Source organism: Pseudonocardia sp. CA-142604 (assembly GCF_050948475.1).
Classification (GTDB): domain Bacteria; phylum Actinomycetota; class Actinomycetes; order Mycobacteriales; family Pseudonocardiaceae; genus Pseudonocardia; species Pseudonocardia alaniniphila.
The window spans coordinates 9294587-9319993 of sequence record NZ_CP192045.1 but is presented as its reverse complement, the minus strand read 5'-3'; the positions used below and the strand labels follow the sequence as shown (position 1 = coordinate 9319993).

Sequence of the window (25407 nt, the reverse complement as noted above, 5' to 3'; positions counted from 1 at the left end):
ATGGGCCGGATTTCATGAGGAGTACCACAGGTATGACCGACGGGCCGCTCATCGTCCAATCCGACAAGACGCTGCTGCTCGAGGTCGACCATCCGGCCGCAGCGGAGGCGCGCTCGGCGATCGCACCCTTCGCGGAGCTGGAGCGCGCGCCCGAGCACGTTCACACCTACCGGGTCACCCCGCTGGCGCTGTGGAACGCGCGCGCCGCGGGCCACGACGCCGAGCAGGTGGTCGACGCGCTCGTCCGCTTCTCGCGTTACGCGGTGCCGCAGCCGATGCTCGTCGACGTCGTCGACACGATGGGCCGGTACGGGCGCCTGCAGCTCACGAACTCCCCCGTGCACGGGCTGGTCATGGTCGCGTTGGACCGGGCCGTGCTGGAGGAGGTGCTCCGGCAGAAGAAGATCTCCCCGTTGCTGGGGGCCCGCATCGACGACGACACGGTGCTCGTGCACCCGTCCGAGCGCGGGCACCTCAAGCAGGCGCTGCTGAAGATCGGCTGGCCCGCGGAGGACCTCGCGGGCTACGTCGACGGCGAGGCGCACCCCATCGACCTGGCCGAGGACGGCTGGACGCTGCGCGACTACCAGCGTGACGCCGTCGAGGGCTTCTGGGCGGGTGGCTCCGGGGTGGTGGTGCTGCCGTGCGGCGCGGGAAAGACGCTGGTGGGTGCGGCCGCGATGGCGCGGGCGAAGGCCACCACGCTGATCCTCGTCACCAACACCGTGTCGGGCCGCCAGTGGAAGCGGGAGCTCATCGCGCGCACCTCACTCACCGAGGACGAGATCGGCGAGTACTCCGGCGAACGCAAGGAGATCCGCCCGGTCACGATCGCCACCTACCAGGTGATCACCCGCAAGACCAAGGGCGAGTACAAGCACCTCGAGCTGTTCGACTCGCGCGACTGGGGTCTCGTCATCTACGACGAGGTGCACCTGCTCCCCGCCCCGGTGTTCCGGATGACCGCCGACCTGCAGTCCCGGCGCAGGCTCGGGCTCACGGCCACGCTCGTGCGTGAGGACGGGCGTGAGGGCGACGTCTTCTCGCTGATCGGCCCGAAGCGCTACGACGCGCCATGGCGCGACATCGAGCAACAGGGCTGGATCGCTCCCGCCGACTGCGTGGAGGTACGGGTCACGCTCACCGAGGCGGAGCGGATGGGCTACGCCGTGGCCGACGCCGAGGAGCGCTACAAGACGGCTTCCACCGCCCACACCAAGGTGAGCGTCGTCAAGGCGATCCTCGACCGGCACCCCGGCGAGCCCGCGCTCGTGATCGGCGCCTACCTCGACCAGCTCGACGAGCTCGGCGGCGTGCTGGGTGCCCCCGTCATCCAGGGCTCCACGCGCAACAAGGAGCGTGAGGCGCTGTTCGACTCCTTCCGCCGGGGCGAGCTGCCGGTGCTCGTGGTGAGCAAGGTGGCCAACTTCTCGATCGACCTGCCCGAGGCCAGCGTGGCCGTGCAGGTGTCGGGCACGTTCGGCTCCCGGCAGGAGGAGGCCCAGCGGCTCGGCCGGTTGCTCCGGCCGAAGGGCGACGGCCGGCAGGCCCACTTCTACTCGGTGGTCTCACGCGACACCCTCGACACCGACTACGCCGCCCACCGGCAGCGGTTCCTCGCGGAGCAGGGCTACGCCTACCGCATCGTCGACGCCGACGATCTCCTGGGGCCCGCCGTACCTGACGTCGGCTGAGCCGGAGAGCCGTCGCGTCAGGACGATCGCGGGTGGCGCACCGCCTCCACCACCGATGCCATGTCGTCCTCGGCGTGGCCGGCGTCGGCAGCCGCGGAGAACTGGTGCTGCAGCGCGCGCATCAGGTTGTCCTCGGCGCCCACTCCGCGGAGTGCGTCGGCGATGAGCGAGGCGTCCTTGGCCGCACCGGCGGTGGTGAACGAGGTGGAGTAGTCCCCTGACATCATGGCGCGGCCCTTGAGCTGGGCGTATCCGCAGTCCAGGCCTCCGCCTGCGATGGTGTCGAGGAACTGCTGAGGGTCGACGCCGAGCCCTTCGGCGAGCCCGATGGCCTGTGCGGTGCCCCCCATGATGCTCAGCACCCACGAGTTCGCCACGAGCTTGAGCCGGTGGCCGTCGCCGGGGCGGGGGCCGACCCACATGGTGCGGGAGCCGACGGCGTCGAACACCGGCGTCACGGCGTCGCGGAGGTGCTCCGGCCCTCCGGCCAGCACGAGGAGCTTGCCCTCCTCGGCAGGCTGGCGGGTGCCCAGCACCGGGGCGTCGACGTAGTCGACACCGGCCCGGTCGGCGAGCTCGGCCAGGCGCAGGGCACCGTCGAGCCCCACGGTGCTCGACTGCACCCAGATCGCCCCCTTCGCGGCAGACGGCAATGCCTGTTCCATCACCGATTCCACGGACGCTGCGTCGAAGAGCATGGTGACGATGACGTCCGCTCCGGCCACCGCGGAGGCCGGGTCGTCGGCCACGGTCGCGCCGTCGTCGGCGAGCGGGCGTGCCTTCTTCGCGTCGCGGTTCCACACCGTGAGGGCGAGCCCGGACCGGGCGATGTTCCTCGCCATGCCGGCACCCATGATGCCGGTGCCGAGCAGGGCCACGGTCTTCGTCGTCGTGGTGGTCACGGTCGTTCTCCTCGTGTCGCCGGAATCGGATGCAGTGCGGCCGGGGCCGACCCGGCAATGCCTACAGGGCCCAGGTCGCTTTTGTCGGCGCCTGCACGATCATGGTCATCAGCCGGTATGTTGCTCCGCCGCTCCAGGCCGTTCCGAATGAGGCAAGAACGAATTCCGAAAGCAACCGGCCGGGACCGGCGGCCTGCGCCGTTCCTCCTCGATCACCTCGGACGATCCCATGGTCGGAGCGGTAGTCGCGCCGACGAGGTGGCGATCGGCCCGGCGACTTCGATCTGGCTACGGCGACGGTGCCCAGCGGCGACGCTAGCACGTCCGATAGCACGGGGCCGATCTTCTGAGCCCGCGTGCGGCCCCCCGGAAAATCGACAAAGAACGCGCATCGGATATGTCGTTCGCGACGTATCAGAGTGGGTGGAGCCGCCGCCGGCCCCGAGCAGGCTCAGGGCCGGGTTCAGGGTCGGAATCCGGTGCGTTCCCCGAGGCCGGGAGCCCGTCGCGGCGGCAGGCTCGAAGCCATGGAGCAGATCACCGACCCGGCCACCGCCCGAACCACCCCCGACGCCGACCAGCCTCCCTTCGCCGAGCAGCCGCCGTTCAATGGTCAGCCGCCCCTCGCGGAGCCGCCGCGGGCCGCGCGTCCGGCGTTCCGCCTGCGCCGCAGCCGCACCGACCGGATGCTCGCCGGTGTGTGCGGCGGGCTCGCCGAGAGCCTCAACGTGGACCCGGCCCTGATGCGTGTCGGCATGGTGGCACTCACCGTGATCGGTGCGGGAGTGCCGGTGGTGGTCTACGCCGCGGTGTGGTTGATCGCGCCCGAGACCGACGCGCCCTGAGATCCGCGGGTCGCTGTTCAGGGGTTCACGGGACCGGGATGCGCTCGGGCGTGGTCTCCCGCAGGATCACCTCTCCGCGCACCCGGCGGATCCTGGGCTGGTCGGCGGCGGGCCCGAGCACCAGGTCGAGGGCCCAGGCGCCGAGGTCCTCGAGCGGCAACCGCACGGTGGTCAGGGCCGGGGTGGCGTCGCGCAGTGTGACGATGTCGTCGAATCCGGCCACGGCCATCGCCGACGGCACCGCGATCCCGCGGTCGCGCAGCGCTGCCATCGCGCCGAGCGCCATCACGTCGTTGACCGCGAAGACGCAGTCCACGTCGAGGCCGCGGTCGAGGACGTCGATCATCGCGTCGTAGCCGCCGTCGCGCGTGAACCCGCCGTATGCGGTGACGTCCTGGCCGATCTGCACTCCGCAGCGGGCGGCGCCCTCGCGGAACCCGGCGCAGCGGTCGCGCGCGGTCAGCAGGTCGGTACGGCCGGCGAGTATGGCGAAGCGGCGGTAGCCGCGGGCGCACAGTGCCTCCGCGAGCGCCCTGGCCCCAGCACGGTTCTCCAGGACGACCGTGTCGGCGGCGATCTTGCGCTGGCTGATGAACGCGACGCGGCCGCCGGACTGCTCGAACGATCGCACCTCGGCGCCGAGCCGCTCGGTCAGCTCGCGGTCGTACACCCTACTTCCCACCACGATCACGGCGCGCGCCCGCTGGCTGCGGAGCGCCGCGACGTAGTCGATCTCGCGTTCCTCCCGGCCGAACGTGCAGGCCATCGTGACGACGAGCTGGTGGCCCTCGGCCGCCCTGATGGCGCCTGCTGCGATCGAGGAGAAGTAGGGATCGCCGACGTCGCCGATCACCAGCCCGACGAGGTTGGTGTGGCCCCGCGCCATCGCCTGGGCCTGCGCGTTGGCCGAGTACTGCAGGGCCTCGGCCGCTTCAAGCACCCGTTCGCGCAGGTCGGGACGCACCCTGCGGGTGCTGCCGTTGAGCGCACGCGACGCGGTGGCCAGGGAAACCCCGGCGGCGCGGGCGACATCGAGAAGCGTGACCGACGCGTTGGTGACGCGGTCGCTCATGGCCTGCCTCCTGCACTGCGACATCGAGGGCCGGGCCACGGATGGGGCGGTTCGCGCGGGAAATGCGCCGGCGGCCTGTGCCGGGGCGGCCCGAGATCTCTGTTCGCAGAGAGTACCGGTCACCACTCGGTAGGAAAGCGCATTCCCCCTGCTGGAGTAGGTGGCGTGCGGGTCAGCGTGCCGCCTCGACGGATCCGGCCGCCGCCATCCGCACCGGATCGTAGGGGGAGAGGTAGCCGCACATCCCGAGGGTGGTGGGCGGAGGCTGCTCGATCCGCGCCACGCTGGCGTCCCTCAGGTGGGAGTGATCACCGCAGGCCAGCGCGGCCAGCTGTTCGTCGGTTCGTCCACTCGCCGCGGCCGCTCCCTCCGCCCAGCGCGCCCGCCACTCCTCGAGCTGGGGCCGGACCAGCGCCGCAGCGGATGCGTAGAACTCCTCCAGCGCGTTCCCGTCCCCCGCGGCCGTCCGCCGAGTGAGTTCGGCGAAGCCCTCGATCGCCAGGTCACGCCTGGCTCGCGCGCGTTCCGGCGACGCCTCCCCGCCCGCGTCTGACAGCGACCTCGCACGCTCGTACGTAGCGCGGTCGGTGAGGTGCGCCGGAGGGAACGTCAGCACCGCGTCGCCCGCCTCCGGCAGCCCGCTGTTCTGCATGAGCGCCATGACATTCAGGTCGCCGTCGTTCACCGCGCGGTGGATCGTGCCGGGGGTGAACCAGACGACGTCCCCGGGCTGCAACGGCGACTCGGTGAATCCGCTCGCCGTGAGCGTCTGCAGCCTGCCCTTGCCCCCGACCACGATGTAGCACTCGGAACAGCACAGATGCATGTGCGGCGAGCCCCCGCACAGCCCGTCGGCTGCCTCCCACGGGTAGACGCGCAGCGCGCTGATCCCCACCGCGCCCGGGAACTCGGGAAGACCGCCGCTCATCGCGTGCCCTCGCTGGACTCGGGCGGCCCATCGGGAGACGTCACCGTGCGCGGGCGCTGAGTCCATGGCTCGCTCGCAAGCTCGCTCACAGGGCGTGCTCCGCGGCGAGGCCTTCGATCTCCTCGCGCGTCCAGATCCGGTCGGCGACCACCAGACGGTGCTGGAGCGTGAGCGTCTCGCCGTCGGCGAGCGTGATCTCCTTGTCGAAGGCGGGCGAGGGGTTCACCGCGGGGAACGGGTCGTTGCGGACGAACCAGGTGATCGTCCCGTGGCTGGTCGACCCGGCGAGGACGAGCAGAGTGGAGCCGCCGTCGACGTCGTCGTTCTTCCCGGTGTAGGCGAGCCACGGAGAGTCGCTGGTGCCCATGGTCTCGGGCCCGCCGCCACCGCCGGCCGTGACGATCTCACCGCCGGTGAAGCCCCGGGGGCCGCGCCAGAAGAACCCGGTGTAGCCGGCGTTCGTCCGCCCATGGGTGGTGGGGCTGCCCAGCTCCAGCTCCTCACCGCGGATGTTGAGCAGCTGTGTGGCGAAGTCGAGCGCCCAGATGCCGCGTTCCACGTCGACGCCGTGCCAGCGCAGCGTGCGGGTCTCGGCCACCCAGCGCTCGCCCGTCGAGGCCACCCAGGTGAGCGTCTCGCGCAGCGTGAGCTCGTCGCCGGTCAGGTCGATGATGTCGAACCCGTCGTGCCGCATCGCGCCGACGTTGTCGAGCGGCACGTAGCCGCGCCCGTGCACGTAGGTGTTGCCGCCCCAGAAGTTCTGCCCCGACACGTGCGACCAGGTCATCTGGGCGCCCTTGTGCCAGCGGTGGTCGTGCGGGCGGTACGCGGAGACGAGCGCACCGGACAGCGTGCGCATCGGGTGCATGTAGGGCTTGGGCGCCTCGAAGGCGGCCACCCCGGGCCCGTAGACGTAGCTCGCGATCTCGACCTCGCCGACCGCGACGCCGATCTTCATACCGTGCTCGTGCGTGACGGTCAGAGCGCTCATCGCTCGCCCTCGCTTCGCTCGGCCGGCTCGTATGGAGACGTCACAGGGCGCAGGCGCAGTGACATTGATTCGCTCGCAAGCTCGCTCATCGAGTCACCCCCGCCGTGATGCCTGCCGAGTAGCGCCCGCCGCCGTCGAGCTGTGCGTAGAAGGGGTTGCCCGGCTCCAGCTCTGCCCGGTTGACCGGGCTGCCGGTGATCGCCGACTGGTACAGGCCCGTGATGAGCTCCAAGCTGCGCCGCCCGTCCGCGCCGCTGACGGCCGGTCGCTCCGCGCGGTCCATCGAGTCGAGAAACTCGGCGAGCTGCACGTTGTGGGAGCTGCGTACGTCCGTGGTGGGGAGCCACCCGGCTGCCCGCTCCTCGGCGACACCGCGCAGGGGTGTCCAGGTCCAGTGCGAGTTGTCGTACCCGTAGAGATGCGAGACCTCGACCGTGGCCTCGGAGAAGTCGAAGCGCAGGTAGCTGACCTCGCGCGGCGACAGGACACTGTTGACGACCGACACCAGGGCGCCGGACTCGAACGACACCGCGGCGAGCGAGACGTCCTCGGTGGCGATCCGACGGTCGAGCGTGCCCATCATCGCGCGGACCTCGCGCCAGTCGCCGAGCAACGACAGCATGAGATCCATCTGGTGGATTCCGTGCCCCATCGTGGGGCCGCCGCCCTCGGTCTCCCACTTCCCGCGCCACGGAACCTCGTAGTAGGCGTCGTCGCGGTACCAGAGCGTGTGGCAGATGCCGACGAGCGGGCGCCCCAGGGCACCTGCCGCGATGTGCTCGCGCAGCGTGCGGGCCGCGGAGCCGAAGCGGTGCTGGAACACGTACCCGACGTACGGGCCGCCGTCCCGCTCGTCCGCCATGAGGCCGTCGTACTCGGCAAGGGAGAGCACCGGTGGCTTCTCGCACCACACCCAGGCGCCCGCACGCAGGCAGGCCTGCACACCGGCGTGATGGACGGAGGGTGGGGTACAGATGATCGCCAGGTCGGGCTGGTCGGTCGCGAGCATCGTGTCGAGGTCGGTGTAGCTGTGCTCCACACCCCACTCGGCGGCGAAGGCCGCCGCACGGTCGCCGTCCACGTCGACCACCGCCACGACCTTCGCACGGCCGTCCTGCGCCTGGATGGCGGGGATGTGGCGGCCGCCGGCGATGGCGCCCGTCCCCACGATGGCGACCCGGTACTGCTTCCTGCCGTCTGGCATGTGCACGAACTCCTCGGGTTGATTCCCTGCGATTCAGCGGTGCCGCTGGCGGATGGCCTGGGATGGAGTGACGAAGCGGAGGCTGATGGCGAGGCCGAGGACGGCGACGAGCATGTACGTCACCGCCATTGCCGCCGTGAGTGAGATGGGGACGCCGCCGGGGTCGGAGATCGCGCCGAACAGGGCGACGACCAGCGTCTGGGTGTCTGCGCCGGAGACGAAGAACGTGAGCTCGAACGCGCCGAGCGTGCGGACGAGCACGAGGATCCCGGCCGCCAGCATCCCGGGCAGGAGCAACGGGATCAGCACCCGCGTGAACAGCCGCCAGTTGTTGGCCCCGAACACCCGCGCGGCGTTCTCCACGTCCGGCGAGATCTGCTCGACGAACGGCACCATGATCAGCACGACGAGCGGGAGCGTCGGCACGAGGTTCACGAGCACCACCGCCGTCATCGAGCCCCCGAGCCCGACGCGGTACATGAGCGCCGCGAGCTGCACCGCGTACGTCATCGGCGGGAGGATGATCGGCAGCAGCATCAGCAGCATGACCACCGAACGGCCCGGGAATGCACGTCGGGCGAGCAGGTAGCCGGCCGGCACACCTGCCAGCAGCGCGATCACGACGACCGCGATCCCGGCCTGTGCCGTGTTGACCAGCGCCTGCGACATGCCGGTGCTCGACCAGGCCCTGCCGTACCAGGTGGCGGTGAGACCGTCGGGCCACCAGCCGCCCCGCCACGTCGTGGAGAACGACTGGACGACGACCGATGCCAGCACCCCGAGGATCACGGCCACGAAGCACCCGGCGGCCACCCATGTGATGACGGCGGTGAGCGTGGGCCACTCGCGGCGGGGCCGGGCGGGCGGCGCGGTCGCCGGCAGATCGAGGGTGGTCATCCCTTGCCCCCGCTCGCCGGGCCGCGGTAGAGCCGGTTGCGCAGGAGCATCAGGACACCGAGGATCACCAGCTCCAGCACGGTCATGACCACCGCGATGGCCGCGGCCGCCGGGTAGTCCGAGCGCTGGGAGGCCGCCTGGTAGATCGGCAGCGTGAGCACGTGGGTGGCGTTGTCGGGCTGGCCGACCAGAATCGCCGAGGGGAACACGGCGAACGCCTCCACCAGGCACAACGTGAACGCCGTGATGAGGCCCGGGGTGGCCAGCGGCATGATGATCCGCCAGAACCGCGCGGCGCGGCCCGCGCCGAGGGTGGCCGCGGCGTCCTCGATGGAGCGGTCGATCCCGCCGAAGAAGCCCATGAGCATCACGAACGCGAACGGGATGCTCACGAGCAGCGTGGCGATGAACGTGCCCGTGTAGTTGTAGATGAACTGCTGCTCGGGGATCCCGAGCGAACCCAGCAGCAGGTTGATCCACCCGGTCGGCGAGAAGACCTGGGCCATCCCCTGCGCGATGAGCACGGAACCGAACGTCAGCGGCAGGAGAACCACGAGCGTCAGGAAGCGGCGGCCCGGGAAGTCGCGGCGCATCCGGAACGCCAGCGGCGCGGCGGCCGCAACGCTCAGGACGGCCACCGGCACGGCCAGCCGCAGCGTCTTCCAGATGGAGTCGCGCAGGTAGGGGTCGCCGAAGAAGTCGGTGTAGTTGGCGAAGGGGTCGCTACCCCGCAGCGGCTGGAAGGAGATCGAGAGGCCGTAGCCGAACGGGTAGAGGAACAGCGCCGCGATGATCAGCACGGCGGGCAGGATCAGCAGCAGGGTCCAGTCGACGCCGCGCTCCGCGAGCCGGTGCCGCAGCGGCTGCGGCGGCCGCGCCGACGGCGTGGTGGCCCGCGAGTCCGGCTCAGCCGTGAGCGTCATCGAGCACCTCCACCGGCCGCTCGGCGGGGAAGACGAGCACCCGCTCCTCGGGGGCGCCGAGCGTGATACGCGCGCCTGCTGCCACCGGCTTCTCGGTGCGGAAGTGCAGCACCACGCCCTGCTCCGTCCGAGCGCGGACGGCCAGCTCGCGCCCGTGGTACTCGACCACCTCGGCGAGCGCGGCGACGTCGTTCACCCCGGCCCCGCCGAGCACGATGTCCTCGGGCCGCATCGCGACCATCGCCTCGGAGCCTGCTCGCAGCCCGGCCGCCGGGTCGGCCGTGCCGCGCAGCCGCAGGTCGCCTGCGACGACGCAGACCTGTCGCGGGTCGCTCTCCACCTGCTCGACCCGCGCCGTGATCATGTTGCGGTAGCCCATGAAGCCTGCGACGTACGCGCTGGCCGGTTGCGTGTAGACCTGCTCGGGCGTCCCGCTCTGCTCGAGCCTCCCGCCGCGCAGCACCACCAGCCGGGTGGCGAGCGACAGCGCTTCCTCCTGGTCGTGGGTGACGTAGAGGACCGACAGCTCCCGCTCCTGGTAGAGCCGTTTGATCTCGGTACGCATCTCGATACGCAGCGCGGCGTCCAGGTTGGAGAGAGGCTCGTCCATGAGCACGATCTCCGGGTCGATCGCGAGCGCGCGGGCGATCGCGACCCGTTGCTGCTGGCCGCCCGACAGCTGTGACGGGAGCTTGCCTGCGTGGTCGGCGAGCTGCACGAGATCGAGCGCGGCCTGAGCACGCCTGCGCCGTTCCGCGCGGGGGACCTTCCGCATGGAGAGCCCGAACTCGACGTTGCGCGCCACGGTGAGATGCGGGAACAGCGCGTAGCTCTGGAACACCATCCCGAACCCGCGCTTGTCGGCCGGCAGGGAGTCGATGCGCTTGTCGTCGCGCCAGATGGAGCCGGTGGTGAGCGGCTGCAGACCCGCGAGGCAGGCGAGCGCCGTGGACTTGCCGCAGCCGGACGGGCCGAGCAGCGCCACGAACTCGCCGCGCGCGAGCTCGAGGTCGAGGTCGGTCAGTGCCGCCGTCTTCCCGTACCAGCGCGACACCTGACGCATCTGCAGGGAGCCGAAACCGGCCGCCGGCAGGCGGTCAGTTGCCGACATGGCTGCCGACCTCCCGCTGCCAGATCTCGAACGCCTGCACCTGCTTCTCGGGCGCGAGCGGCGCGTGCGTCTCCCCGCTGGTCAGTGCCTGCGGGTAGAAGTCCGGCCTGCCCCACTGCTGGAGCAGCGCCCGGCCCTCCGGCGAGGCGTCGGCGGCCGTGACGTTCTTGTTCGCCGTGGTGAGCGAGCCGGTGGCGTAGGTCAGCGCCTGCTGGTCGGGCTGCAGTGTCCACTTCATCAACTCGAGCGCCACGTAGAGCGCCTCGGGAGTGACACCCTTCGGCACCATCATGTAGTGGGCGTCGGTGATCCACTTCTGGTCGGTGAAGAGCCCCACCTGCGCGGTCGGCGCCCACGTGCCGTCCCGGCGGCTGTTGATGTCCATCGAGACGATCGTCGGGATCACCTGCAGCTGCCCGGAGCCGAACTGCTGGTTCATGATCGTCGAGCTCGGCGGGTAGGAGCTGACGTACTTGCCCAGCTCGCGGAGATAGGCCCAGGTCTTGCTCCACCCGTTCTCCGGGTCGGACGGATCGCTGTCGCCGAGCATGTAGGGCAGCGACATCATGAACGTCCGGCCGGGGCCCGAGTTCGGTGGCTGCGCGTAGGTGAACCGGCCCGGGTTCTCCCGAGCCCACGCCAGGAGCGCGTCCGGCGTGGTGGGCGGCTGGGCCACCTGGTCGGGGTGGTAGGCGAGCAGCGGACCTGCCGGGTTGTACCGGTTGACGATGCCGAATCCGCCCGCCATCTCCTGCAGTTCGGTGCCGCTCGCGTCGAACACCTGTGAGAGGTCGGGGAGGCTCGCGGCGTAGTTGGGCAGCAGCGGCATCATGAGGTTCTCGGTGCGGGCGGCGCCCATCACGTCCGTGCCGCCGACGACCACCGTGATGTCCACCGTGCCCGCCAACTGCTGTGCCCGGACCTTGCCGGCCACGTCCGGCGCGGGCGCGGACTGGTAGTTGATGCTCGAGACCAGCTCGGGGTGCGCCTTCGCGAAGTTGTCGTAGATCGCCCGGTTGACGGTGACGTTGCCCGCGCCGTCGAGCAGGGTGAGGGTGATCGGACTGGCCGGCTTCACGGGTGTGACCACCTCGTCGGCCCCGCCCGCCTGCTGCGCGCCCGGCGCGCCGCACCCGACCAACCCCAGCACCACCACGGCCGCCAGGCCCAGACCGAGCCGACCTCGTCCCGTACCACGTCTGATCACGATGTACCTCCATGTACGGCGTGACGGAAAAGCGGCGGAAATTCGGGGATGCGCTTTCCGGACAGGCTTGGTAACCGCTTTCCAGCATGACCCGGCCCGCCGGACGGAGTCAAGACCAGCGCCATGCGGAGGTCTGGTAGACGAGGCGGGCCCGGCTGGGCGCGGAGGCGAACGGGCGGACCGGTGGTGCGGATCCATTGGACGGCCGTGCCGTTCGTTCGGGGCGGGCGCGGCTCCGTAGATCTACCGACTGATCCCCGTAGTTCTCCGGGGGCCGGGGGCGGGCGTGCTCGCTAACTTTGGGGACGTGGACGAGGCCACCGCACCAGCGCCCCCTGGGGGGACTGCTACGGAGGCGGCGCTGGTAGCCGGGGGGCTCAGCGGTGGTCTCGTCCATATGTCCGGCCACCCGGGGTTGATCCCGGCGGGTGTCGGCTCCGTCCGGCGGGATCGTTCGTGTGGGAGCAGCTGCCCGTGATCGCCGCGAAGCCGGGGCCGGTGCGCGCCTCCTACGGTCGGATCATGGAAGAGAACACCGCACCGGCTCCCCGGGGCGGTGTCCTGTACTGGATCGCCTTGGCTCTGATGATCCCGCTCTCCCTGCTGACCGCCTTCTTCGGCGTCGTGGCGGGTTCGCTGTTCGCCCTGTGCTACGACTCGGGCACGAGCTCCGCGGCGGACCGGTGCGCCGCGGTCGGTGTCTTCCTCGTCGCGGCCTCGCTCGCGTCGCTGCTCGTGCCCGTCGTCTTCGGAATCTGGGGCAAGCGGGCAACCACCCGGGCCCAGGTCGCTGCCCGGCTGGGCATCTGTCTGCTCGGTTACGTGGTGCCGTTGCTCTTCTTCGGGGCGGTCACGCTGCTCTGAGCTCGTGCAGAACGCCGCAGGGGCGGCACCCGGAATCGGGTGCCGCCCCTGCTTGACGTGCGGGTACTGCGGGGTGGGACGGACTCAGAAGTCCATGCCGCCCATGCCGCCCGACGGGTCGCCGCCGACCGGGGCCGGGTTCTTCTCCGGCTTGTCGGCGATGACGGCCTCGGTGGTGAGGAACAGGGCCGCGATCGAGGCCGCGTTCTGCAGCGCCGAGCGGGTGACCTTGGCCGGGTCGATGATGCCGGCCTTGATCAGGTCCTTGTACTCACCGGTGGCCGCGTCCAGGCCCTCGCCCGGGTTGAGGCCGCGCACCTTCTCCGCGACGACACCACCCTCGAGGCCGGCGTTGACCGCGATCTGCTTGAGCGGGGCCTCCAGCGCAACCTTGACGATGTTGGCGCCGGTGGCCTCGTCACCGTCCAGGCCCAGGCCCTCGAACAGGCCGGCACCGGCCTGGATGAGTGCCACGCCGCCGCCGGCGACGATGCCCTCCTCGACGGCCGCCTTCGCGTTGCGAACGGCGTCCTCGATGCGGTGCTTGCGCTCCTTGAGCTCGACCTCGGTGGCCGCACCGGCCTTGATCACCGCGACACCACCGGCGAGCTTGGCCAGGCGCTCCTGGAGCTTCTCGCGGTCGTAGTCGGAGTCGGTGCGCTCGATCTCGGCGCGGATCTGGTTGACCCGGCCCGCGATCTGGTCGGCGTCGCCGGCACCGTCGACGATGGTGGTCTCGTCCTTGGTGACCACGACCTTGCGGGCACGGCCCAGCAGCGACAGGTCGGCGTTCTCCAGCTTGAGACCGACCTTCTCCGAGATGACCTCGCCACCGGTGAGGATGGCCATGTCGGCCAGCATCGCCTCGCGGCGGTCACCGAAGCCCGGGGCCTTGACGGCAACGGACTTGAAGGTGCCGCGGATCTTGTTGACGACCAGGGTGGCCAGGGCCTCGCCCTCGACGTCCTCGGAGATGATCGCGAGCGGCTTGCCGCCCTGCATGACCTTCTCCAGCAGCGGGAGCAGGTCCTTGACGGTGGAGATCTTGGAGCTGACCAGGAGGATGTAGGGGTCCTCGAGCTCCGCCTCCATGCGCTCGGCGTCGGTGACGAAGTAGGGCGAGATGTAGCCCTTGTCGAAGCGCATGCCCTCGGTGAGCTCGAGCTCCAGACCGAAGGTCTGGGACTCCTCGACCGTGATCACGCCTTCCTTGCCGACCTTGTCCATCGCCTCGGCGATCAGCTCACCGATCGTGGAGTCAGCCGCCGAGATCGAGGCGGTAGCAGCGATCTGCTCCTTGGTCTCGACCTCCTTGGCGGTCTTCAGCAGCTGCTGCGAAACGGCCTCCACGGCCTTCTCGATGCCCCGCTTGAGCGCCATCGGGTTCGCACCCGCAGCCACGTTGCGCAGACCCTCACGGACCAGCGCCTGCGCCAGGACCGTCGCGGTGGTGGTGCCATCACCCGCGATGTCGTCGGTCTTCTTGGCAACTTCCTTGACCAGCTCGGCCCCGATCTTCTCCCACGGGTCCTCGAGCTCGATCTCCTTGGCGATCGACACACCATCGTTGGTGATGGTGGGCGCGCCCCACTTCTTCTCCAGGACGACGTTGCGACCACGCGGGCCCAGCGTCACCTTGACAGCGTCGGCGAGGGTGTTCATGCCGCGCTCGAGCCCGCGGCGCGCCTCCTCGTCGAAAGCGATCATCTTCGCCATGGGGGTGTTGTCCTCCGATTGGGATGACACGAAAGTCTCGCGTCGAGCCCGGCGCCCGCGACGGACGACCGACAACCCTGCGCCGGTCTCACCCGCTCGACATCTGGCACTCTACCGTGCCGAGTGCCAGTCCGGTTCTAGCACTCGCACCTGTCGAGTGCAACGTCGCCCGAACGTGATCGGAAGAGCCGAAATGAGTCGGGGGGACCGGTTCGACCGATCCCCCCGCTGACGTCACCGAGCTTGCGGCGCGCCTCAGATACGACGTACTGCGTCGGCCTGGCTGCGCCCGTCCCGACCCGCCGTCGTCTCGAACTCCACGCGGTCGCCCTCGTCCAGCGTCCGGAAACCGTCTGCCTGGATCGCGCTGTAGTGGACGAAGACGTCCGGCCCACCGTCGGTGGCGATGAAGCCGAAGCCCTTCTCCGCGTTGAACCACTTGACCGTGCCCTGAGCCACGGCACCTCCATGTTCCTCGCCGATCTATGGACTCGACGCTACCCAAAAACCGGCCCCTGCGCCCTCACGAGAATCGGTGGAGTGGTCGGGCAGGATGCGTCTGTGGCGAGCTTCCGGAGGACCGTAGAAGAGCATCGCGCGGCTGTTGCCGCGCTGCTGCCGCCGATGCCGGCGGAGGACGTCCTGATTGCGCAGGCCAGGGGCCGGGTGCTCGCGTCCGACGTCGTGGCCGCCGTGTCGCTGCCCTCCTTCGACAACTCCGCGATGGACGGGTACGCGGTGCGCGCCGCCGAACTGATCGGCAACGGTGACGGCGAACCGGTGGAGCTGCCCGTGGGCGCCGACATCCCGGCCGGGCGGCTCGACGTCCCGCCGCTCGAGCCCGGCACCGCACACCGGATCATGACGGGGGCGGCACTTCCTGCCGGTGCCGATGCCGTGGTGCCCGTGGAGGACACCGACGCCGGTACCAGCACGGTGCGGGTCACCGCGGTGCCGAAGCCGGGCGCGTACGTCCGGTATGCGGGCGAGGACGTGCGGGCGGGCGATGCCGTCCTGCGGGCCGGCACGGTGCTCGGCCCGGCGCAGATCGGGGTGGCGGCCGCTGTGGGCTGCGCCACGGTGTCGGTGCGCAGGCGTCCCAAAGTGCTCGTGCTGTCCACCGGTTCCGAACTGGTGGCCCCGGGCACGGAACTGCAACAGGGACAGATATACGAATCGAACGGGCCGATGCTGGCCGCCGCCGTCGAGGACGCGGGTGGGGAGGCGGAGCTGTTGCGGTTCGTGCCGGACGACGTCGAACAATTCCTCGACCGCCTCCGGCAACGGCTTGATGCCGGGCAGGTCGATCTGGTTCTGACCTCGGGCGGCGTGAGCGCCGGAGCCTATGAGGTGGTGCGCGACGCGTTCACGGAGCGGGGCGTCGAGTTCGGCAGGGTGGCGATGCAGCCGGGTGGGCCGCAGGGTGCCGGCCGGGTCGCCGAGCTGGGCGGGGTCTGCGTGGTGACGTTGCCGGGCAACCCGGTCAGCACACAGGTGTCGTTCGAGGTGTTCGTCCGTCCCGCACTGCGTGCCTCGTTCGGGCATCCGCACCCCGAACGGCCCCTCGTGACGGCCACGCTGAGTGAGCACTGGCGGTCTCCGGCGGGCCGCCGTCAGTACCGCCGAGGCCTCCTCGACGCGGTCGAGGGCACCGTGCAGGAGGTCGGGACATCGGCCTCACACATGCTCGGCTCCTTGGCCAGGGCGGACTGTCTGGTGGTCGTACCGGAGGACGTGACGGAACTCGACGCGGGCGCCGCTGTGGAGCTGTGGTTGCTCGAGCCCTGATCCAGTGCTTAGAATGTGACGTAGGTCACGCACTAGAGAGGCAACAATTTCCGCCGCCACGACGTCTTACTGATTGGGTGTTCGGCCGATCGGTGCACATCACAGGCTTTAGGGGGCTGTGATGTGGACGATCGATTGGGTACTCGGGGATACTTGGAGAACGACCCGGGGAGACCGGGGTCGCTTCGCAAAGACCTACCGCCCGTCGCTGGGGAGCGGACGAGCGGTTCCACGGCCGGGGTCGTCGTCTCGGGGGATGACGGCCCCGGCCCTTTGCTTTCCGCCGAACCCCACTCCGGTGACGGCAGTGTGGCACACGGTGACGAACTGCCTTCGCGTACCGTAGCCGCCGCAGCGACCGTCGCGTGTCACCATCCGGAGGAGCCGACCAGCCCCCATGCCCGACCGAACCGGGGCCCATCCCGGGGCCTCCCCCTCTGCGTCGTCCCCTGCAGGACTGTCGTTGCCGCACGTCGCCGGGCTGATCAGGGCCGCTGTGCCCCCCATGCATCCCGGAGGCCGCCCGCTGGTGGCGGGCGTGGCCGTCGCTGCAGCACTAGTGCGCGCCGTCACCGGCCGCGGCGCCGTGGCGGGCGCGATCGCCGCCGGCGCCACCGCCGCCTTCTTCCGTAATCCGCGCCGGGTCCGGCCGCCGCTCGACGGCGTGGCGCTCTCGGCTGCCGACGGCACCGTGGCCACCGTCTCCGATGTGCTGCCGCCGCCGGAACTGGACCTGCCCCGAATTGCGGCTCCCCGCGTCAGCGTCTTCCTGTCCGTGCTCGACGTGCACGTGCAGCGAATCCCGGCCGACGGGCGCGTGCTCGCCGTCGAGTACCGGCCGGGCCGATTCCTGTCCGCCGATCTCGACAAGGCCAGCGAGGACAACGAGCGCAACGCGTTGCTGCTGGAGACCACCGCCGGCGTCCGGCTCGGGGTGGTGCAGATCGCGGGGCTGCTCGCGCGCCGCATCGTCTGCGACGTCCGTCCCGGCACCGAGGTGGCAGCGGGCGAGACCTACGGCCTCATCCGGTTCGGCTCGCGCGTGGACGTCTACCTGCCCCCGGGCTCGCGGGTCACCGTCGCCGTCGGGCAGCGCACGATCGGCGGCGAGACCGTGCTGGCCGAGCTTCCCACCGGGGGGTCCTGATGCCCGCCCCCGCATACAACGCCGGCATCCGGCTGCTGCCGAACGCCGTCACGGTCCTGGCCCTCTGCGCCGGGCTCTCGGCGGTGTACTTCGCGCTGAGCGGCCGGTTCGAGCTGTGCACCGCCGCGGTCGGCGCCGCCGCCCTGTGCGACGCGCTCGACGGCAGGCTGGCCCGGCTGCTCGACGCCAGCACCCGGATCGGTGCCGAGCTCGACTCGTTGGCCGACCTGGTGTCGTTCGGCGTCGCCCCGGCACTGGTCCTCTACATCTGGGCGCTGGAGGGCAGCCGGTTCGGCTGGATCGTCGCGCTGGTCTTCGCCGTCTGCATGGCCCTGCGACTGGCCCGGTTCAACACCCTCATCGACGTCGAGGACGAGTACCCCTTCACCAAGGAGTTCTTCGTCGGGGTGCCGGCCCCCGCGGCGGCACTGTCGGCGGGCCTTCCGCTCTACCTCACCCTGCACTTCGGGCCCGGGTGGTGGTCGGCTCCGCTGCTCGTGGGGCTGTGGGCGCTGGCCGTGGCCGCGCTGATGGTGAGCAGGCTGCCGACACTGTCGTTCAAGACCGTGCGGGTGCCGCAGAAGTACATCGCTCCGCTGCTGGTGCTGGTCGGCATCGCCGCCGCGTTGCTGATCACGGCACCGTTCCTGGGTCTGGCGATCGTCGCCGTGCTGTACCTCGGGTTGATCCCCTACAGCGGCTACCTGCACCGGTGGCTCACCCGGCATCCCGAGGCCTGGGGCGTGCCGGTGCGGGAACGCCGCGCCGTCGCCCGTGCGGCGCGCTCCGCACGCAGGCTCGGGCTGCGCTCCCCGCTGCGCCGCCGCGTGGCGGGCCGCGCCAGCGCCATGGCCCGTGCCGTGCGCCGCTTCGGCGACGACCCCGCCGGGGCGATGCAGCGCCGGATGCCGAACGGCCGGGCACCCGGCCCGGCCCAGGTGCCGCGCAACAGGCTGCGCCTGGGCCTCCGCAGAGTCCGCCGCCGCTGAGAAGCCGACACTTCGGAGCCGTAGCGCTGTCCGGCAACCGCCCAGGACAGCACTACGGCTCCGCGATTTCGTGGGGTGCGGGGGCGCTAGCGTCGCGGAAACGAGGTTCCTTGCCCGGATCCGGTGTCCAGACGGATGGATCGCAAGGCGGAGGAGGCGCCGATACCGCTGTTGTATCGGGGCCGACGACAACGCCGCGAGGCGCCGTCTGGGCGCCGGAGGCGGGTAAGACGACCTCGTTTCCTCGGCGCTAGCGTTCAGCTTGTGAGCGCCCCCTCGATCACTCTCGTCGCCCGGCTCGCCGCGTCCGCCACGGACGCCAGGCGTGGCGTCGTCCGGCTGCATCCCGAGGTCATCGACGCGCTGGGTCTGCGCTCGTGGGAGGCCGTGACCCTCACCGGAGCCCGCGTGACGACGGCGCTCGTGGCCCCGATCGACGGGCCGGCCGGTCAGGCGACCCTGGACGACGTCACTCTCTCCAACGCCGGGCTGTCCGACGGTGCGCCGGTCGTGGTGGCTCCGGCGGCGGTCGAGTCCGCCCGCCGGGTGCTGCTCACCGGCTCCCGCCTCGCCCGTGCTGCCCTGACGCCCGAGGTCGTGCGGCTCGCCCTGCTGGGCAAGGTCGTCACCGGCGGCGACGCCGTCTCGCTGCTGCCCCAGGACGTCGAGCCCCTGCCCGGCCTCGACGTGGGCACGGCCCGCCGCCGCGTCGCGGGGGCGCTGGGCAGCGCGTGGACAACGGAGCTGCTCACCGTGGCCACGGTGGAACCGGCGGGAGCGGTGGCCGTGCAGCCGAGCACGGTTGTGGGTTGGGAAGGCGGCCCGGCGACCGGCGTTCCGGTCCAGGGGACGGGCGGGTCCGCTCGGGGCGCGGAGACGGCGTCATCGCGGCCGTCGGGAGCCGCGGCCGCCGCAGGCGCACGACGCACGCCGGAGCCCGTTGCGGTGACCCAGCAGGAGGCCGCCGAGCCCGCGGTCGCCGTCGAGGACCTGGTCGGCAACACCGACGCGGCCCGCCGGCTCGTCGAATGGCTGGAGCTGACCCTCGATCGGCCGGACCTGCTCACCCGCCTCGGTGGCTCCGCCCGGCTCGGGGTGCTCCTCACCGGCCCCGAGGGCGTCGGCAAGCTGACGCTGGCACGCAGCACGGCCGCCGCGGTCGGTGCGTCCTGCGTGGAGCTCGCGGCGCCGGGTGTCGCCGCGCTCGAGGCGGGCGCCGCATCCCAGCGGGTGCACGACGTGATCGGCTCGGCGCGGGCCGCGGCGCTGGCGGGCTCGCGGACCGTGCTGGTGGTCACCGACGTCGACGCCCTGCTCCCCGCTGCCTCCCCGCCCCCGCTCGCCACGATCGTCCTCGGCGCGCTGCGGGAGGCGGTCGAGACGCGTGGGCTCGCACTGGTCGCCACGACGGCGTCGCCGGAGTCGGTCGATCCGCGGCTGCGGGCCCCCGATCTCGTCGACCGGGAACTCGGGCTGGCGCTCCCCGACCTGCGCACCCGCACCGAGCTCCTGCGCCGGCTGCTGTCCGCCGTGCCGCTGGCCGACGGCGTGGACCTGAAGACGGTCGCCGAGCGCACCCCCGGCTTCGTCGCCGCCGACCTCGTCGCGGCGCGCCGGGAGGCCGCCGTGCAGGCTGCGCTGCGCCACGCCGGTGACGGGGAGCCCCGCATCTGCCAGCAGGACCTGCTCGATGCGGTGGCCTCCGTGCGGCCGATCTCCATGTCGTCGTCGGACACCCTCCAGACCGGCGGGATCACGCTCGACCAGGTGGGCGACATGGTCGAGGTCAAGCAGGCGCTCACCGAGGCGGTGCTCTGGCCGCTGCAGTACCCCGACTCGTTCGCCCGCCTCGGCGTCGCCGCTCCCCGTGGAGTGCTCGTCTACGGGCCGCCCGGCGGTGGGAAGACGTTCCTGCTGCGCGCGCTGGCCGGCACCGGGCAGCTCAACGTGCTCGCTGTGAAGGGTGCGGAGCTGCTCGACAAGTACGTCGGCGAGTCGGAGCGCGCGGTGCGGGAGCTGTTCCGCAAGGCGGCGGACGCGGCGCCCGCCCTCGTGTTCCTCGACGAGGTGGACGCGCTGGCGCCGCGGCGCGGCCAGTCGTCCGACTCAGGGGTGGCCGACCGGGTGGTCGCCGCGCTGCTCACCGAACTGGACGGGGCGGAGCCGTTGCGCGACGTGATCGTCGTCGGCGCCACGAACCGGCCGGAGCTGATCGACCCTGCGCTGCTGCGGCCGGGCCGGCTGGAGCGGCTGGTGTACGTCCCGCCGCCGGACGCCGCCGCGCGCGCCGAGATCCTGCGCGCGTCCGGGAGGAACATCCCGCTGGCCGACGACGTCGACCTCGACGCCCTCGGCGAGGAGCTCGACGGCTACTCGGCGGCCGACTGCGCCGCCGTGCTGCGCGAGGCCGCGCTCGCGGCGATGCGGGAGTCGCTCGACGCGGCCGTGGTGACGGGTGCGCACATCGCCGCAGCCCGGGCCGCTGTTCCGCCGTCGCTCGACCCCGAGCAGGTGGCGGCCCTGGAGGCCTACGCCGACCGCCGTCAGTCCTGACGGAGGTTCGTCAACGGCCCTGGTAGTCGTTGGTGGCGATGACGATCAGCCCCGGGCTCGCCTCGTCCAGGCCCGAGAACCGCGGCTCGACGCGGAGTGAGAACTGGTCGGCGAGGGCCTGTGCCGCCTGCTGCTCACTCGTGCCCGGCCGGTAGTAGACGGTGCTGGTCGGGATGATCCCCGACGGGTAGTTGCCGACCTCTTCGACCTGCCAGCCGGCGTTGCGGAAGTCGGCGGCGGCGCGTGCGGCGAGCCCGGTGATGGTGCTGTTGTTGTAGACCCGCACCGGTGCGCGGACGGCGCCGGTTCTGCTCGTGCCGCCCGAGTCGGCGCCGGCCTGGGAGGACGACGCATTACCGCCGGGTGCGCTCGTGGGAGTGGGGGTGAAGGACGGCACGGGGACGGTGGCCAGGCTGGTGGGGGCCGGGGCTGCCGGGGCGGAGGCCGCCGGAGTGGGGGTGGCCTGTGGCACGGCCGGCGCGCTCGGCTCCGGGGTGATGCTGACCTGTGTGGACAGGGGAGGCGGGGCAGCCTGCTGGTCGCTGCCGGAGCCGCCCCCGCCGGTGGCGTAGGTGGCGAGTCCGACGACGCCGGCGATGATCCCGATCCCGATCAGCGCGAGACCGCCGATTCGCAGCGGAGACGGGCCCCCTGACGAAGCGGGTGAGGTCACGTATGCCTCCGGTGGGGGGTTAGTTCCAATCAGGCCGGGGCGATCATGGTGCCTCTACCACGGCTCCATGCCCAGCCGACGCGCCGCGCGAGTGCGCTGGCGGCTGGTGCGCAGCCGACGGAGCCTCCGCACCAGCAGTGGGTCGGCCGCGAGTGCCTCCGGCTTGTCGATCAGCGCGTTGAGCACCTGGTAGTAGCGGGTGGCCGACATGTCGAACAGCTCGCGGATAGCCTGTTCCTTCGCACCGGCGTACTTCCACCACTGGCCCTCGAAGGCGAGGATCTCGCGCTCCCTGCGGTCCAGCTCCCGATGGGCGCTTCCGGTCGAGGACTCTCCGCTGGGTCCGATGGCGGACTCCATCACGCTCCTTGCTGGCCGGCCTCGCGAACTGCGAATCACATGCCTGTCATTCGCGGCGGCCATTCAACCACGATGGACCGACGAGAACCGGGGAGGCACGCACCACCCGGTGGAGTGGACCGACGATCAGTGATGGGCTTCCGACTAATGTCGGCGAACGTGGCCGTACGACCCATCCGCATCATCGGTGACCCCGTCCTGCACACGCCGACCCGTCGCGTCGAGGTCTTCGACGACGGGTTGAAGGCGCTCGTCGAGGACATGTTCGAGACGATGGCGGCGGCCGAAGGCGTCGGCCTCGCGGCCAACCAGATCGGGGTCGACCTGCGGCTGTTCGTCTACGACTGCCCTGACGAGGAACGGCGCGAGAGGGTGCGCGGGGTCGTCGTCAACCCGGTGCTGGAGACGTCGGAGCGGCCCGAGACGATGCCCGACCCGGAGGACGATGAGGAGGGCTGCCTCTCCGTGCCCGGCGAGCACTTCCCGACGGGCCGCGCGGAGTGGGCCCGTGTCACCGGCGTGGACCTCGACGGGGCGCCGGTCGAGGTGGAGGGGCGCGGCTTTCTGGCCCGCTGCCTGCAGCACGAGACCGACCACCTCGACGGCGTGATCTACCTGGACCGGCTCGTGGGCCGCAACCAGCGTGCCGCCCGCAAGATGCTCAAGCACACGGGCTGGGGCGTGCCCGGGCTGGAGTGGGATCCCGCCTCCCAGCAGGCCGAGGACGTGTAGGAACACGTAAAGGCAGACTTACGTTCCTTCTTCTGCAAAACTGTAAGCAGAAGGAGGTCGCCGTGGACGAGCTGGACTCCTACTCCCGCACGGTCAGCGCGGTGGCTGCCGAGCTCACCGGGCGCGTCGCGGCCATCCGCACCGGTCGTGGCAGCGGCTCGGCGGTGCTCGTCGACGCCGACGGGGTGCTGGTGACCAACGCCCACGTGGTCGGTGATGCGCACCGGGGCAGGGCCGACTTCGTCGACGGAACCCAGACCGACGTGATGGTCGTGGGCACCGACCCGCTCTCCGACCTCGCGGTGCTGCGCGCCGTCGAGCCGGGTGACCTGCCGCAGCCGGTGCAGCTCGGCGACGCCGACCAGCTCGTCGTCGGCCAGCTCGTGGTGGCCGTCGGCAACCCGCTCGGCCTGGCCGGTTCCGTCACGGCGGGTGTCGTGAGCGCGCTCGGGCGGGCGCTGCCCACCCGCAGCGGGAGCGCAGGCCGGGTGGTGGAGGACGTCATCCAGACCGACGCGGCGCTCAACCCCGGCAACTCCGGCGGCGCGCTCGCCGACAGCCACGCGCGCGTCGTCGGGATCAACACGGCAGTCGCGGGCGTCGGCCTCGGGCTGGCCGTGCCGGTCAACGCGACCACCCGGCAGATCGTCGCCACCCTTCTCGCGGACGGACGCGTGCGGCGCGCCTACCTCGGCGTCGTCGGCGCGCCTGCCCCCGTGCCGGCCTCGGTCGCCGAGCGGTACAGCCGCCGCAGCGGGCTACGGCTCGTCGAGGTGATCGGCGGCAGCCCGGCAGCACACGCCGGGCTGCGGGCCGGTGACCTGGTGCTCGACGTCGGCCGTCGCCCGGTACAGGACGCGCAGGGCATCCAGCGCCAGCTCTTCGGCGACGCGATCGGGGTGCCGCTCCCGGTCACCGTGCTGCGCAACGGAGCCATGGTCGACGTCGTCGCGGTTCCCACCGAGCTGCGCTGAGGACGCTCCGGGGATCAGCCCACGTAGCCGTGCTCCCACGCCCACGCGGCGATCTCCACGCGGTTACGGGCGGCCAGCTTGCTCTGCACGTTCGTCAGGTGCGTCTTCACCGTGGAGAGCGAGACGAACAGCTCCGCCGCGATCTCGGCGTTCGTGCGGCCGCGGGCGACGGCCCGTACGACGTCGAGCTCGCGGGGGGACAGCGGATCGCGCAACGCCGATCCGCCTGCCGGCCGGCCTGCCAGGTGCTTGAGCAGCCGCACGGTGACCGACGGGGACACGAGCGCGTCGCCCGCCGCTGCGGCCCGCACCGCCTCCACGAGCAGCCGCGGTCCGGCGTCCTTGAGCAGGAACCCACAGGCGCCGGCACGCAGGGCGCCGTACACGTACTCGTCGAGGTCGAACGTCGTGACGACGACGATCCGCGGCGGCGTGGGGTCGCTCATCAGCGCGCGGGTGGCCTCGAGCCCGTCCAGCTCGGGCATGCGGATGTCCATCAGCACCACGTCCGGCCGCAGCGCGCGGGTGCGCGCGACCGCGTCCACGCCGGTGCCGGCCTCGCCGACCACCTCGACGCCGTCCTCGGCGGACAGGATCAGCCGGAAGCCGGTGCGCACCATCTCCTGGTCGTCGGCGAGCACGACTCGGATCACCGGGCGCCCCGCAGCGGCAGCCGGGCCGAGACCGTCCAGACGCCGGGCGCCGTCGGTCCCGCGGTCAGCGTCCCGTCGAGCGCTCCGACCCGTTCGGCCATGCCGGCCAGCCCGAAGCCGCTGGAGCCGGCACGGGGCACCACCCCGGCCGCGGGCACACCGTCGTTGCGCACCGACACCAGCAGAGCCTCCTCACGCATCCGGACGTCCACCTCCACAGCAGTCGCGTCCGGAGCGTGTCTGCGGACGTTGGTCAAAGCCTCCTGCACCACCCGGTACCCGGTGGCGGCGACCCCGGCCGGGAGCACGGCTTGCTCCAGCCCTGGCGCGGTGGTGAGCCGGACGAGCCGGGACTCCGGGTCGAACCGGTCGACGAGGGTGCGGACCTCGCGCAGCTCGGCACCCGGTGTGCGCGTGGCCTCGGCGTCCTGACCGCGTAGCACTCCGACCATCCGGCGCATCGCGGCCAGCGCGTCCGTGCCTGCCACCTCGATCGCGGCGAGCGCCCGGTCGACGTCGTCGGGTGAGCGGCGGGCCACGACCGAGGCGGCCTGCGCTGCGACGACGATGCCCGTGACGTGGTGGGCCACCACGTCGTGCAGCTCCCGGGCGAGCTCCATCCGCTCCGCCGACCGGACGTCCGCGAGTGCGGCCCGCCGGCGCGTCTCGACCTCGCGCAGCACCAGCCCGATGGCGACGGCCCCGCCCCATCCGAGCGCGCAGGGCAGGCTGAGCGCACGGGCATCGGTGCCGTCGAAGCGGGTGAGCGGCGACGCGACGATCGCCACCGCGGCGGCCGCGGTGAGCAGAAGGGCCCGGCGTAGCTCGCACTGGCGCAGCACGGCGACGACGAGGACGGCGAGCGCCAGCAGCTCCGTGAAGGAGAAGTAGAACTGGGGGCCGATCCCGAATCCCAGCAGGGTCACCGCCGGGGTCATGGCAAGGGCCGAGATCGCGAGCGAGGCACCCACGGCGAGCACCGCGACGGTGACCAGATCCGCACCCGGACGCCTGCGCAGCAGGACGATCCCGGGTATGAGCAGGCTCGCGATGATGGTCACGACGTTGCCGGTGTTGTAGGCGAGGAGCGAATCGGGCACGAGCCACAGCGCGTAGGCGGTGACCTCTGCGATGAGCCCGGCGTTCCGCCGGAACCAGCGGAGCAGGCGGATCATGAGGCGAGC

The 25407-nt window shown here is 71.5% G+C and carries 24 protein-coding genes; 9 read left to right on the top strand and 15 right to left on the bottom strand.

The window, feature by feature from the left end; genetic code table 11:
* Positions 1-32 precede the first annotated feature (32 nt).
* Positions 33-1694, top strand: a complete 1662-nt coding sequence (locus ACQPZQ_RS42495; RefSeq protein WP_433290121.1) for a DNA repair helicase XPB — start codon at positions 33-35, stop codon at positions 1692-1694.
* Positions 1695-1711: 17 nt separating this feature from the next.
* Here ACQPZQ_RS42495 and ACQPZQ_RS42490 read toward each other — a convergent pair whose 3' ends face one another.
* Positions 1712-2548, bottom strand: a complete 837-nt coding sequence (locus tag ACQPZQ_RS42490; protein ID WP_433299653.1) for an NAD(P)-dependent oxidoreductase — start codon at positions 2546-2548, stop codon at positions 1712-1714.
* 575 nt (positions 2549-3123) lie between these two features.
* Between ACQPZQ_RS42490 and ACQPZQ_RS42485 the strand changes: the two genes are divergently transcribed.
* Positions 3124-3441, top strand: coding sequence for a PspC domain-containing protein (locus ACQPZQ_RS42485; protein WP_433290120.1), 318 nt, complete (start codon positions 3124-3126; stop codon positions 3439-3441).
* Positions 3442-3466: 25 nt separating this feature from the next.
* Here ACQPZQ_RS42485 and ACQPZQ_RS42480 read toward each other — a convergent pair whose 3' ends face one another.
* The 8 genes from ACQPZQ_RS42480 to ACQPZQ_RS42445 all read right to left on the bottom strand — a co-directional run bounded on the left by ACQPZQ_RS42480 (position 3467) and on the right by ACQPZQ_RS42445 (position 11774).
* Positions 3467-4513 (bottom strand): LacI family DNA-binding transcriptional regulator, encoded by a 1047-nt coding sequence (locus tag ACQPZQ_RS42480; RefSeq protein WP_433290119.1) that lies wholly within the window; start codon positions 4511-4513, stop codon positions 3467-3469.
* Between the two features lie 172 nt (positions 4514-4685).
* The gene (locus ACQPZQ_RS42475; protein WP_433290118.1) at positions 4686-5441 is read right to left on the bottom strand and encodes a cupin domain-containing protein; all 756 of its coding nucleotides are present in this window, start codon (positions 5439-5441) and stop codon (positions 4686-4688) included.
* 85 nt (positions 5442-5526) lie between these two features.
* On the bottom strand, positions 5527-6432 hold the full coding sequence (locus ACQPZQ_RS42470; protein ID WP_433290117.1) for a PmoA family protein: 906 nt from the start codon (positions 6430-6432) through the stop codon (positions 5527-5529).
* Positions 6433-6517: 85 nt separating this feature from the next.
* Positions 6518-7636, bottom strand: a complete 1119-nt coding sequence (locus ACQPZQ_RS42465; RefSeq protein WP_433290116.1) for a Gfo/Idh/MocA family protein — start codon at positions 7634-7636, stop codon at positions 6518-6520.
* A gap of 33 nt (positions 7637-7669) precedes the next feature.
* Entirely contained in the window at positions 7670-8533 is an 864-nt protein-coding gene (locus ACQPZQ_RS42460) for an ABC transporter permease (protein ID WP_433290115.1), read from the bottom strand.
* Entirely contained in the window at positions 8530-9456 is a 927-nt protein-coding gene (locus ACQPZQ_RS42455) for an ABC transporter permease (RefSeq protein WP_241037093.1), read from the bottom strand. The genes ACQPZQ_RS42460 and ACQPZQ_RS42455 overlap by 4 nt, the downstream gene beginning before the upstream one ends.
* Positions 9440-10567, bottom strand: coding sequence for an ABC transporter ATP-binding protein (locus ACQPZQ_RS42450; protein ID WP_433290114.1), 1128 nt, complete (start codon positions 10565-10567; stop codon positions 9440-9442). Before ACQPZQ_RS42450 ends, ACQPZQ_RS42455 begins: the two co-directional genes overlap by 17 nt.
* Positions 10554-11774: an extracellular solute-binding protein gene (locus ACQPZQ_RS42445; RefSeq protein ID WP_433290113.1), complete on the bottom strand. Its 1221-nt coding sequence runs from the start codon at positions 11772-11774 to the stop codon at positions 10554-10556. The genes ACQPZQ_RS42450 and ACQPZQ_RS42445 overlap by 14 nt, the downstream gene beginning before the upstream one ends.
* A 456-nt stretch (positions 11775-12230) precedes the next feature.
* On the opposite strand from ACQPZQ_RS42445, the gene ACQPZQ_RS42440 reads away from it, so the two are divergent.
* The gene (locus ACQPZQ_RS42440) at positions 12231-12638 is read left to right on the top strand and encodes a hypothetical protein (RefSeq protein WP_433290112.1); all 408 of its coding nucleotides are present in this window, start codon (positions 12231-12233) and stop codon (positions 12636-12638) included.
* An 84-nt stretch (positions 12639-12722) separates the two neighbouring features.
* On the opposite strand, the gene groL is transcribed toward ACQPZQ_RS42440, so the two are convergent.
* Both groL and ACQPZQ_RS42430 read right to left on the bottom strand, forming a co-directional pair.
* Positions 12723-14354, bottom strand: a complete 1632-nt coding sequence (gene groL / locus ACQPZQ_RS42435; protein ID WP_433290111.1) for a chaperonin GroEL — start codon at positions 14352-14354, stop codon at positions 12723-12725.
* A 255-nt stretch (positions 14355-14609) separates the two neighbouring features.
* Entirely contained in the window at positions 14610-14813 is a 204-nt protein-coding gene (locus ACQPZQ_RS42430) for a cold-shock protein (protein ID WP_241040170.1), read from the bottom strand.
* Positions 14814-14915: 102 nt separating this feature from the next.
* On the opposite strand from ACQPZQ_RS42430, the gene moeA reads away from it, so the two are divergent.
* The 4 genes from moeA (at position 14916) to ACQPZQ_RS42410 (ending at position 20831) form a co-directional block, all read left to right on the top strand.
* The gene (gene moeA, locus ACQPZQ_RS42425) at positions 14916-16142 is read left to right on the top strand and encodes a molybdopterin molybdotransferase MoeA (RefSeq protein WP_433290110.1); all 1227 of its coding nucleotides are present in this window, start codon (positions 14916-14918) and stop codon (positions 16140-16142) included.
* Between the two features lie 397 nt (positions 16143-16539).
* Positions 16540-17289: a phosphatidylserine decarboxylase gene (locus ACQPZQ_RS42420; RefSeq protein WP_433290109.1), complete on the top strand. Its 750-nt coding sequence runs from the start codon at positions 16540-16542 to the stop codon at positions 17287-17289.
* Positions 17289-18278 carry a CDP-alcohol phosphatidyltransferase family protein gene (locus ACQPZQ_RS42415; RefSeq protein ID WP_433290108.1) on the top strand — a complete coding sequence of 330 codons (990 nt, stop codon included), beginning with the start codon at positions 17289-17291 and terminating at the stop codon, positions 18276-18278. Before ACQPZQ_RS42420 ends, ACQPZQ_RS42415 begins: the two co-directional genes overlap by 1 nt.
* A 264-nt stretch (positions 18279-18542) precedes the next feature.
* Entirely contained in the window at positions 18543-20831 is a 2289-nt protein-coding gene (locus tag ACQPZQ_RS42410) for an AAA family ATPase (protein WP_433290107.1), read from the top strand.
* 10 nt (positions 20832-20841) lie between these two features.
* Here the strand turns inward: ACQPZQ_RS42410 and ACQPZQ_RS42405 are convergent, their stop codons facing one another.
* Together ACQPZQ_RS42405 and ACQPZQ_RS42400 are read right to left on the bottom strand one after the other, a co-directional pair.
* A complete protein-coding gene (locus tag ACQPZQ_RS42405; RefSeq protein ID WP_433290106.1) occupies positions 20842-21504 on the bottom strand; it encodes a LytR C-terminal domain-containing protein in 663 nt (220 codons plus the stop codon).
* 54 nt (positions 21505-21558) lie between these two features.
* Positions 21559-21864: a DUF3263 domain-containing protein gene (locus ACQPZQ_RS42400; protein ID WP_241040174.1), complete on the bottom strand. Its 306-nt coding sequence runs from the start codon at positions 21862-21864 to the stop codon at positions 21559-21561.
* Positions 21865-22023: 159 nt separating this feature from the next.
* Here ACQPZQ_RS42400 and ACQPZQ_RS42395 point away from each other — a divergent pair, with 159 nt between their 5' ends.
* Both ACQPZQ_RS42395 and ACQPZQ_RS42390 read left to right on the top strand, forming a co-directional pair.
* Entirely contained in the window at positions 22024-22596 is a 573-nt protein-coding gene (locus ACQPZQ_RS42395) for a peptide deformylase (protein WP_433290105.1), read from the top strand.
* Between the two features lie 62 nt (positions 22597-22658).
* The gene (locus ACQPZQ_RS42390; RefSeq protein WP_433290104.1) at positions 22659-23570 is read left to right on the top strand and encodes a S1C family serine protease; all 912 of its coding nucleotides are present in this window, start codon (positions 22659-22661) and stop codon (positions 23568-23570) included.
* A 14-nt stretch (positions 23571-23584) separates the two neighbouring features.
* Here ACQPZQ_RS42390 and ACQPZQ_RS42385 read toward each other — a convergent pair whose 3' ends face one another.
* Together ACQPZQ_RS42385 and ACQPZQ_RS42380 are read right to left on the bottom strand one after the other, a co-directional pair.
* Positions 23585-24223: a response regulator gene (locus ACQPZQ_RS42385; protein WP_433290103.1), complete on the bottom strand. Its 639-nt coding sequence runs from the start codon at positions 24221-24223 to the stop codon at positions 23585-23587.
* Positions 24220-25398, bottom strand: coding sequence for a sensor histidine kinase (locus ACQPZQ_RS42380; RefSeq protein ID WP_433290102.1), 1179 nt, complete (start codon positions 25396-25398; stop codon positions 24220-24222). The genes ACQPZQ_RS42385 and ACQPZQ_RS42380 overlap by 4 nt, the downstream gene beginning before the upstream one ends.
* Between the last annotated feature and the right edge of the window lie 9 nt (positions 25399-25407).

Excerpts from the sequence above, each read along its gene's own strand:
- ACQPZQ_RS42480 (WP_433290119.1), bottom strand. The coding sequence starts at position 4,513 with ATGAGCGACCGCGTCACCAACGCGTCGGTCACGCTTCTCGATGTCGCC.
- ACQPZQ_RS42495 (WP_433290121.1), top strand. The coding sequence starts at position 33 with ATGACCGACGGGCCGCTCATCGTCCAATCCGACAAGACGCTGCTGCTC.
- ACQPZQ_RS42490 (WP_433299653.1), bottom strand. The coding sequence starts at position 2,548 with ATGGGTGCCGGCATGGCGAGGAACATCGCCCGGTCCGGGCTCGCCCTC.
- ACQPZQ_RS42450 (WP_433290114.1), bottom strand. The coding sequence starts at position 10,567 with ATGTCGGCAACTGACCGCCTGCCGGCGGCCGGTTTCGGCTCCCTGCAG.
- ACQPZQ_RS42415 (WP_433290108.1), top strand. The coding sequence starts at position 17,289 with ATGCCCGCCCCCGCATACAACGCCGGCATCCGGCTGCTGCCGAACGCC.
- ACQPZQ_RS42380 (WP_433290102.1), bottom strand. The coding sequence starts at position 25,398 with ATGATCCGCCTGCTCCGCTGGTTCCGGCGGAACGCCGGGCTCATCGCA.
- ACQPZQ_RS42420 (WP_433290109.1), top strand. The coding sequence starts at position 16,540 with ATGCCCGACCGAACCGGGGCCCATCCCGGGGCCTCCCCCTCTGCGTCG.
- ACQPZQ_RS42465 (WP_433290116.1), bottom strand. The coding sequence starts at position 7,636 with ATGCCAGACGGCAGGAAGCAGTACCGGGTCGCCATCGTGGGGACGGGC.
- ACQPZQ_RS42455 (WP_241037093.1), bottom strand. The coding sequence starts at position 9,456 with ATGACGCTCACGGCTGAGCCGGACTCGCGGGCCACCACGCCGTCGGCG.
- ACQPZQ_RS42460 (WP_433290115.1), bottom strand. The coding sequence starts at position 8,533 with ATGACCACCCTCGATCTGCCGGCGACCGCGCCGCCCGCCCGGCCCCGC.
- ACQPZQ_RS42475 (WP_433290118.1), bottom strand. The coding sequence starts at position 5,441 with ATGAGCGGCGGTCTTCCCGAGTTCCCGGGCGCGGTGGGGATCAGCGCG.
- ACQPZQ_RS42470 (WP_433290117.1), bottom strand. The coding sequence starts at position 6,432 with ATGAGCGCTCTGACCGTCACGCACGAGCACGGTATGAAGATCGGCGTC.
- ACQPZQ_RS42485 (WP_433290120.1), top strand. The coding sequence starts at position 3,124 with ATGGAGCAGATCACCGACCCGGCCACCGCCCGAACCACCCCCGACGCC.
- ACQPZQ_RS42400 (WP_241040174.1), bottom strand. The coding sequence starts at position 21,864 with ATGGAGTCCGCCATCGGACCCAGCGGAGAGTCCTCGACCGGAAGCGCC.
- groL (WP_433290111.1), bottom strand. The coding sequence starts at position 14,354 with ATGGCGAAGATGATCGCTTTCGACGAGGAGGCGCGCCGCGGGCTCGAG.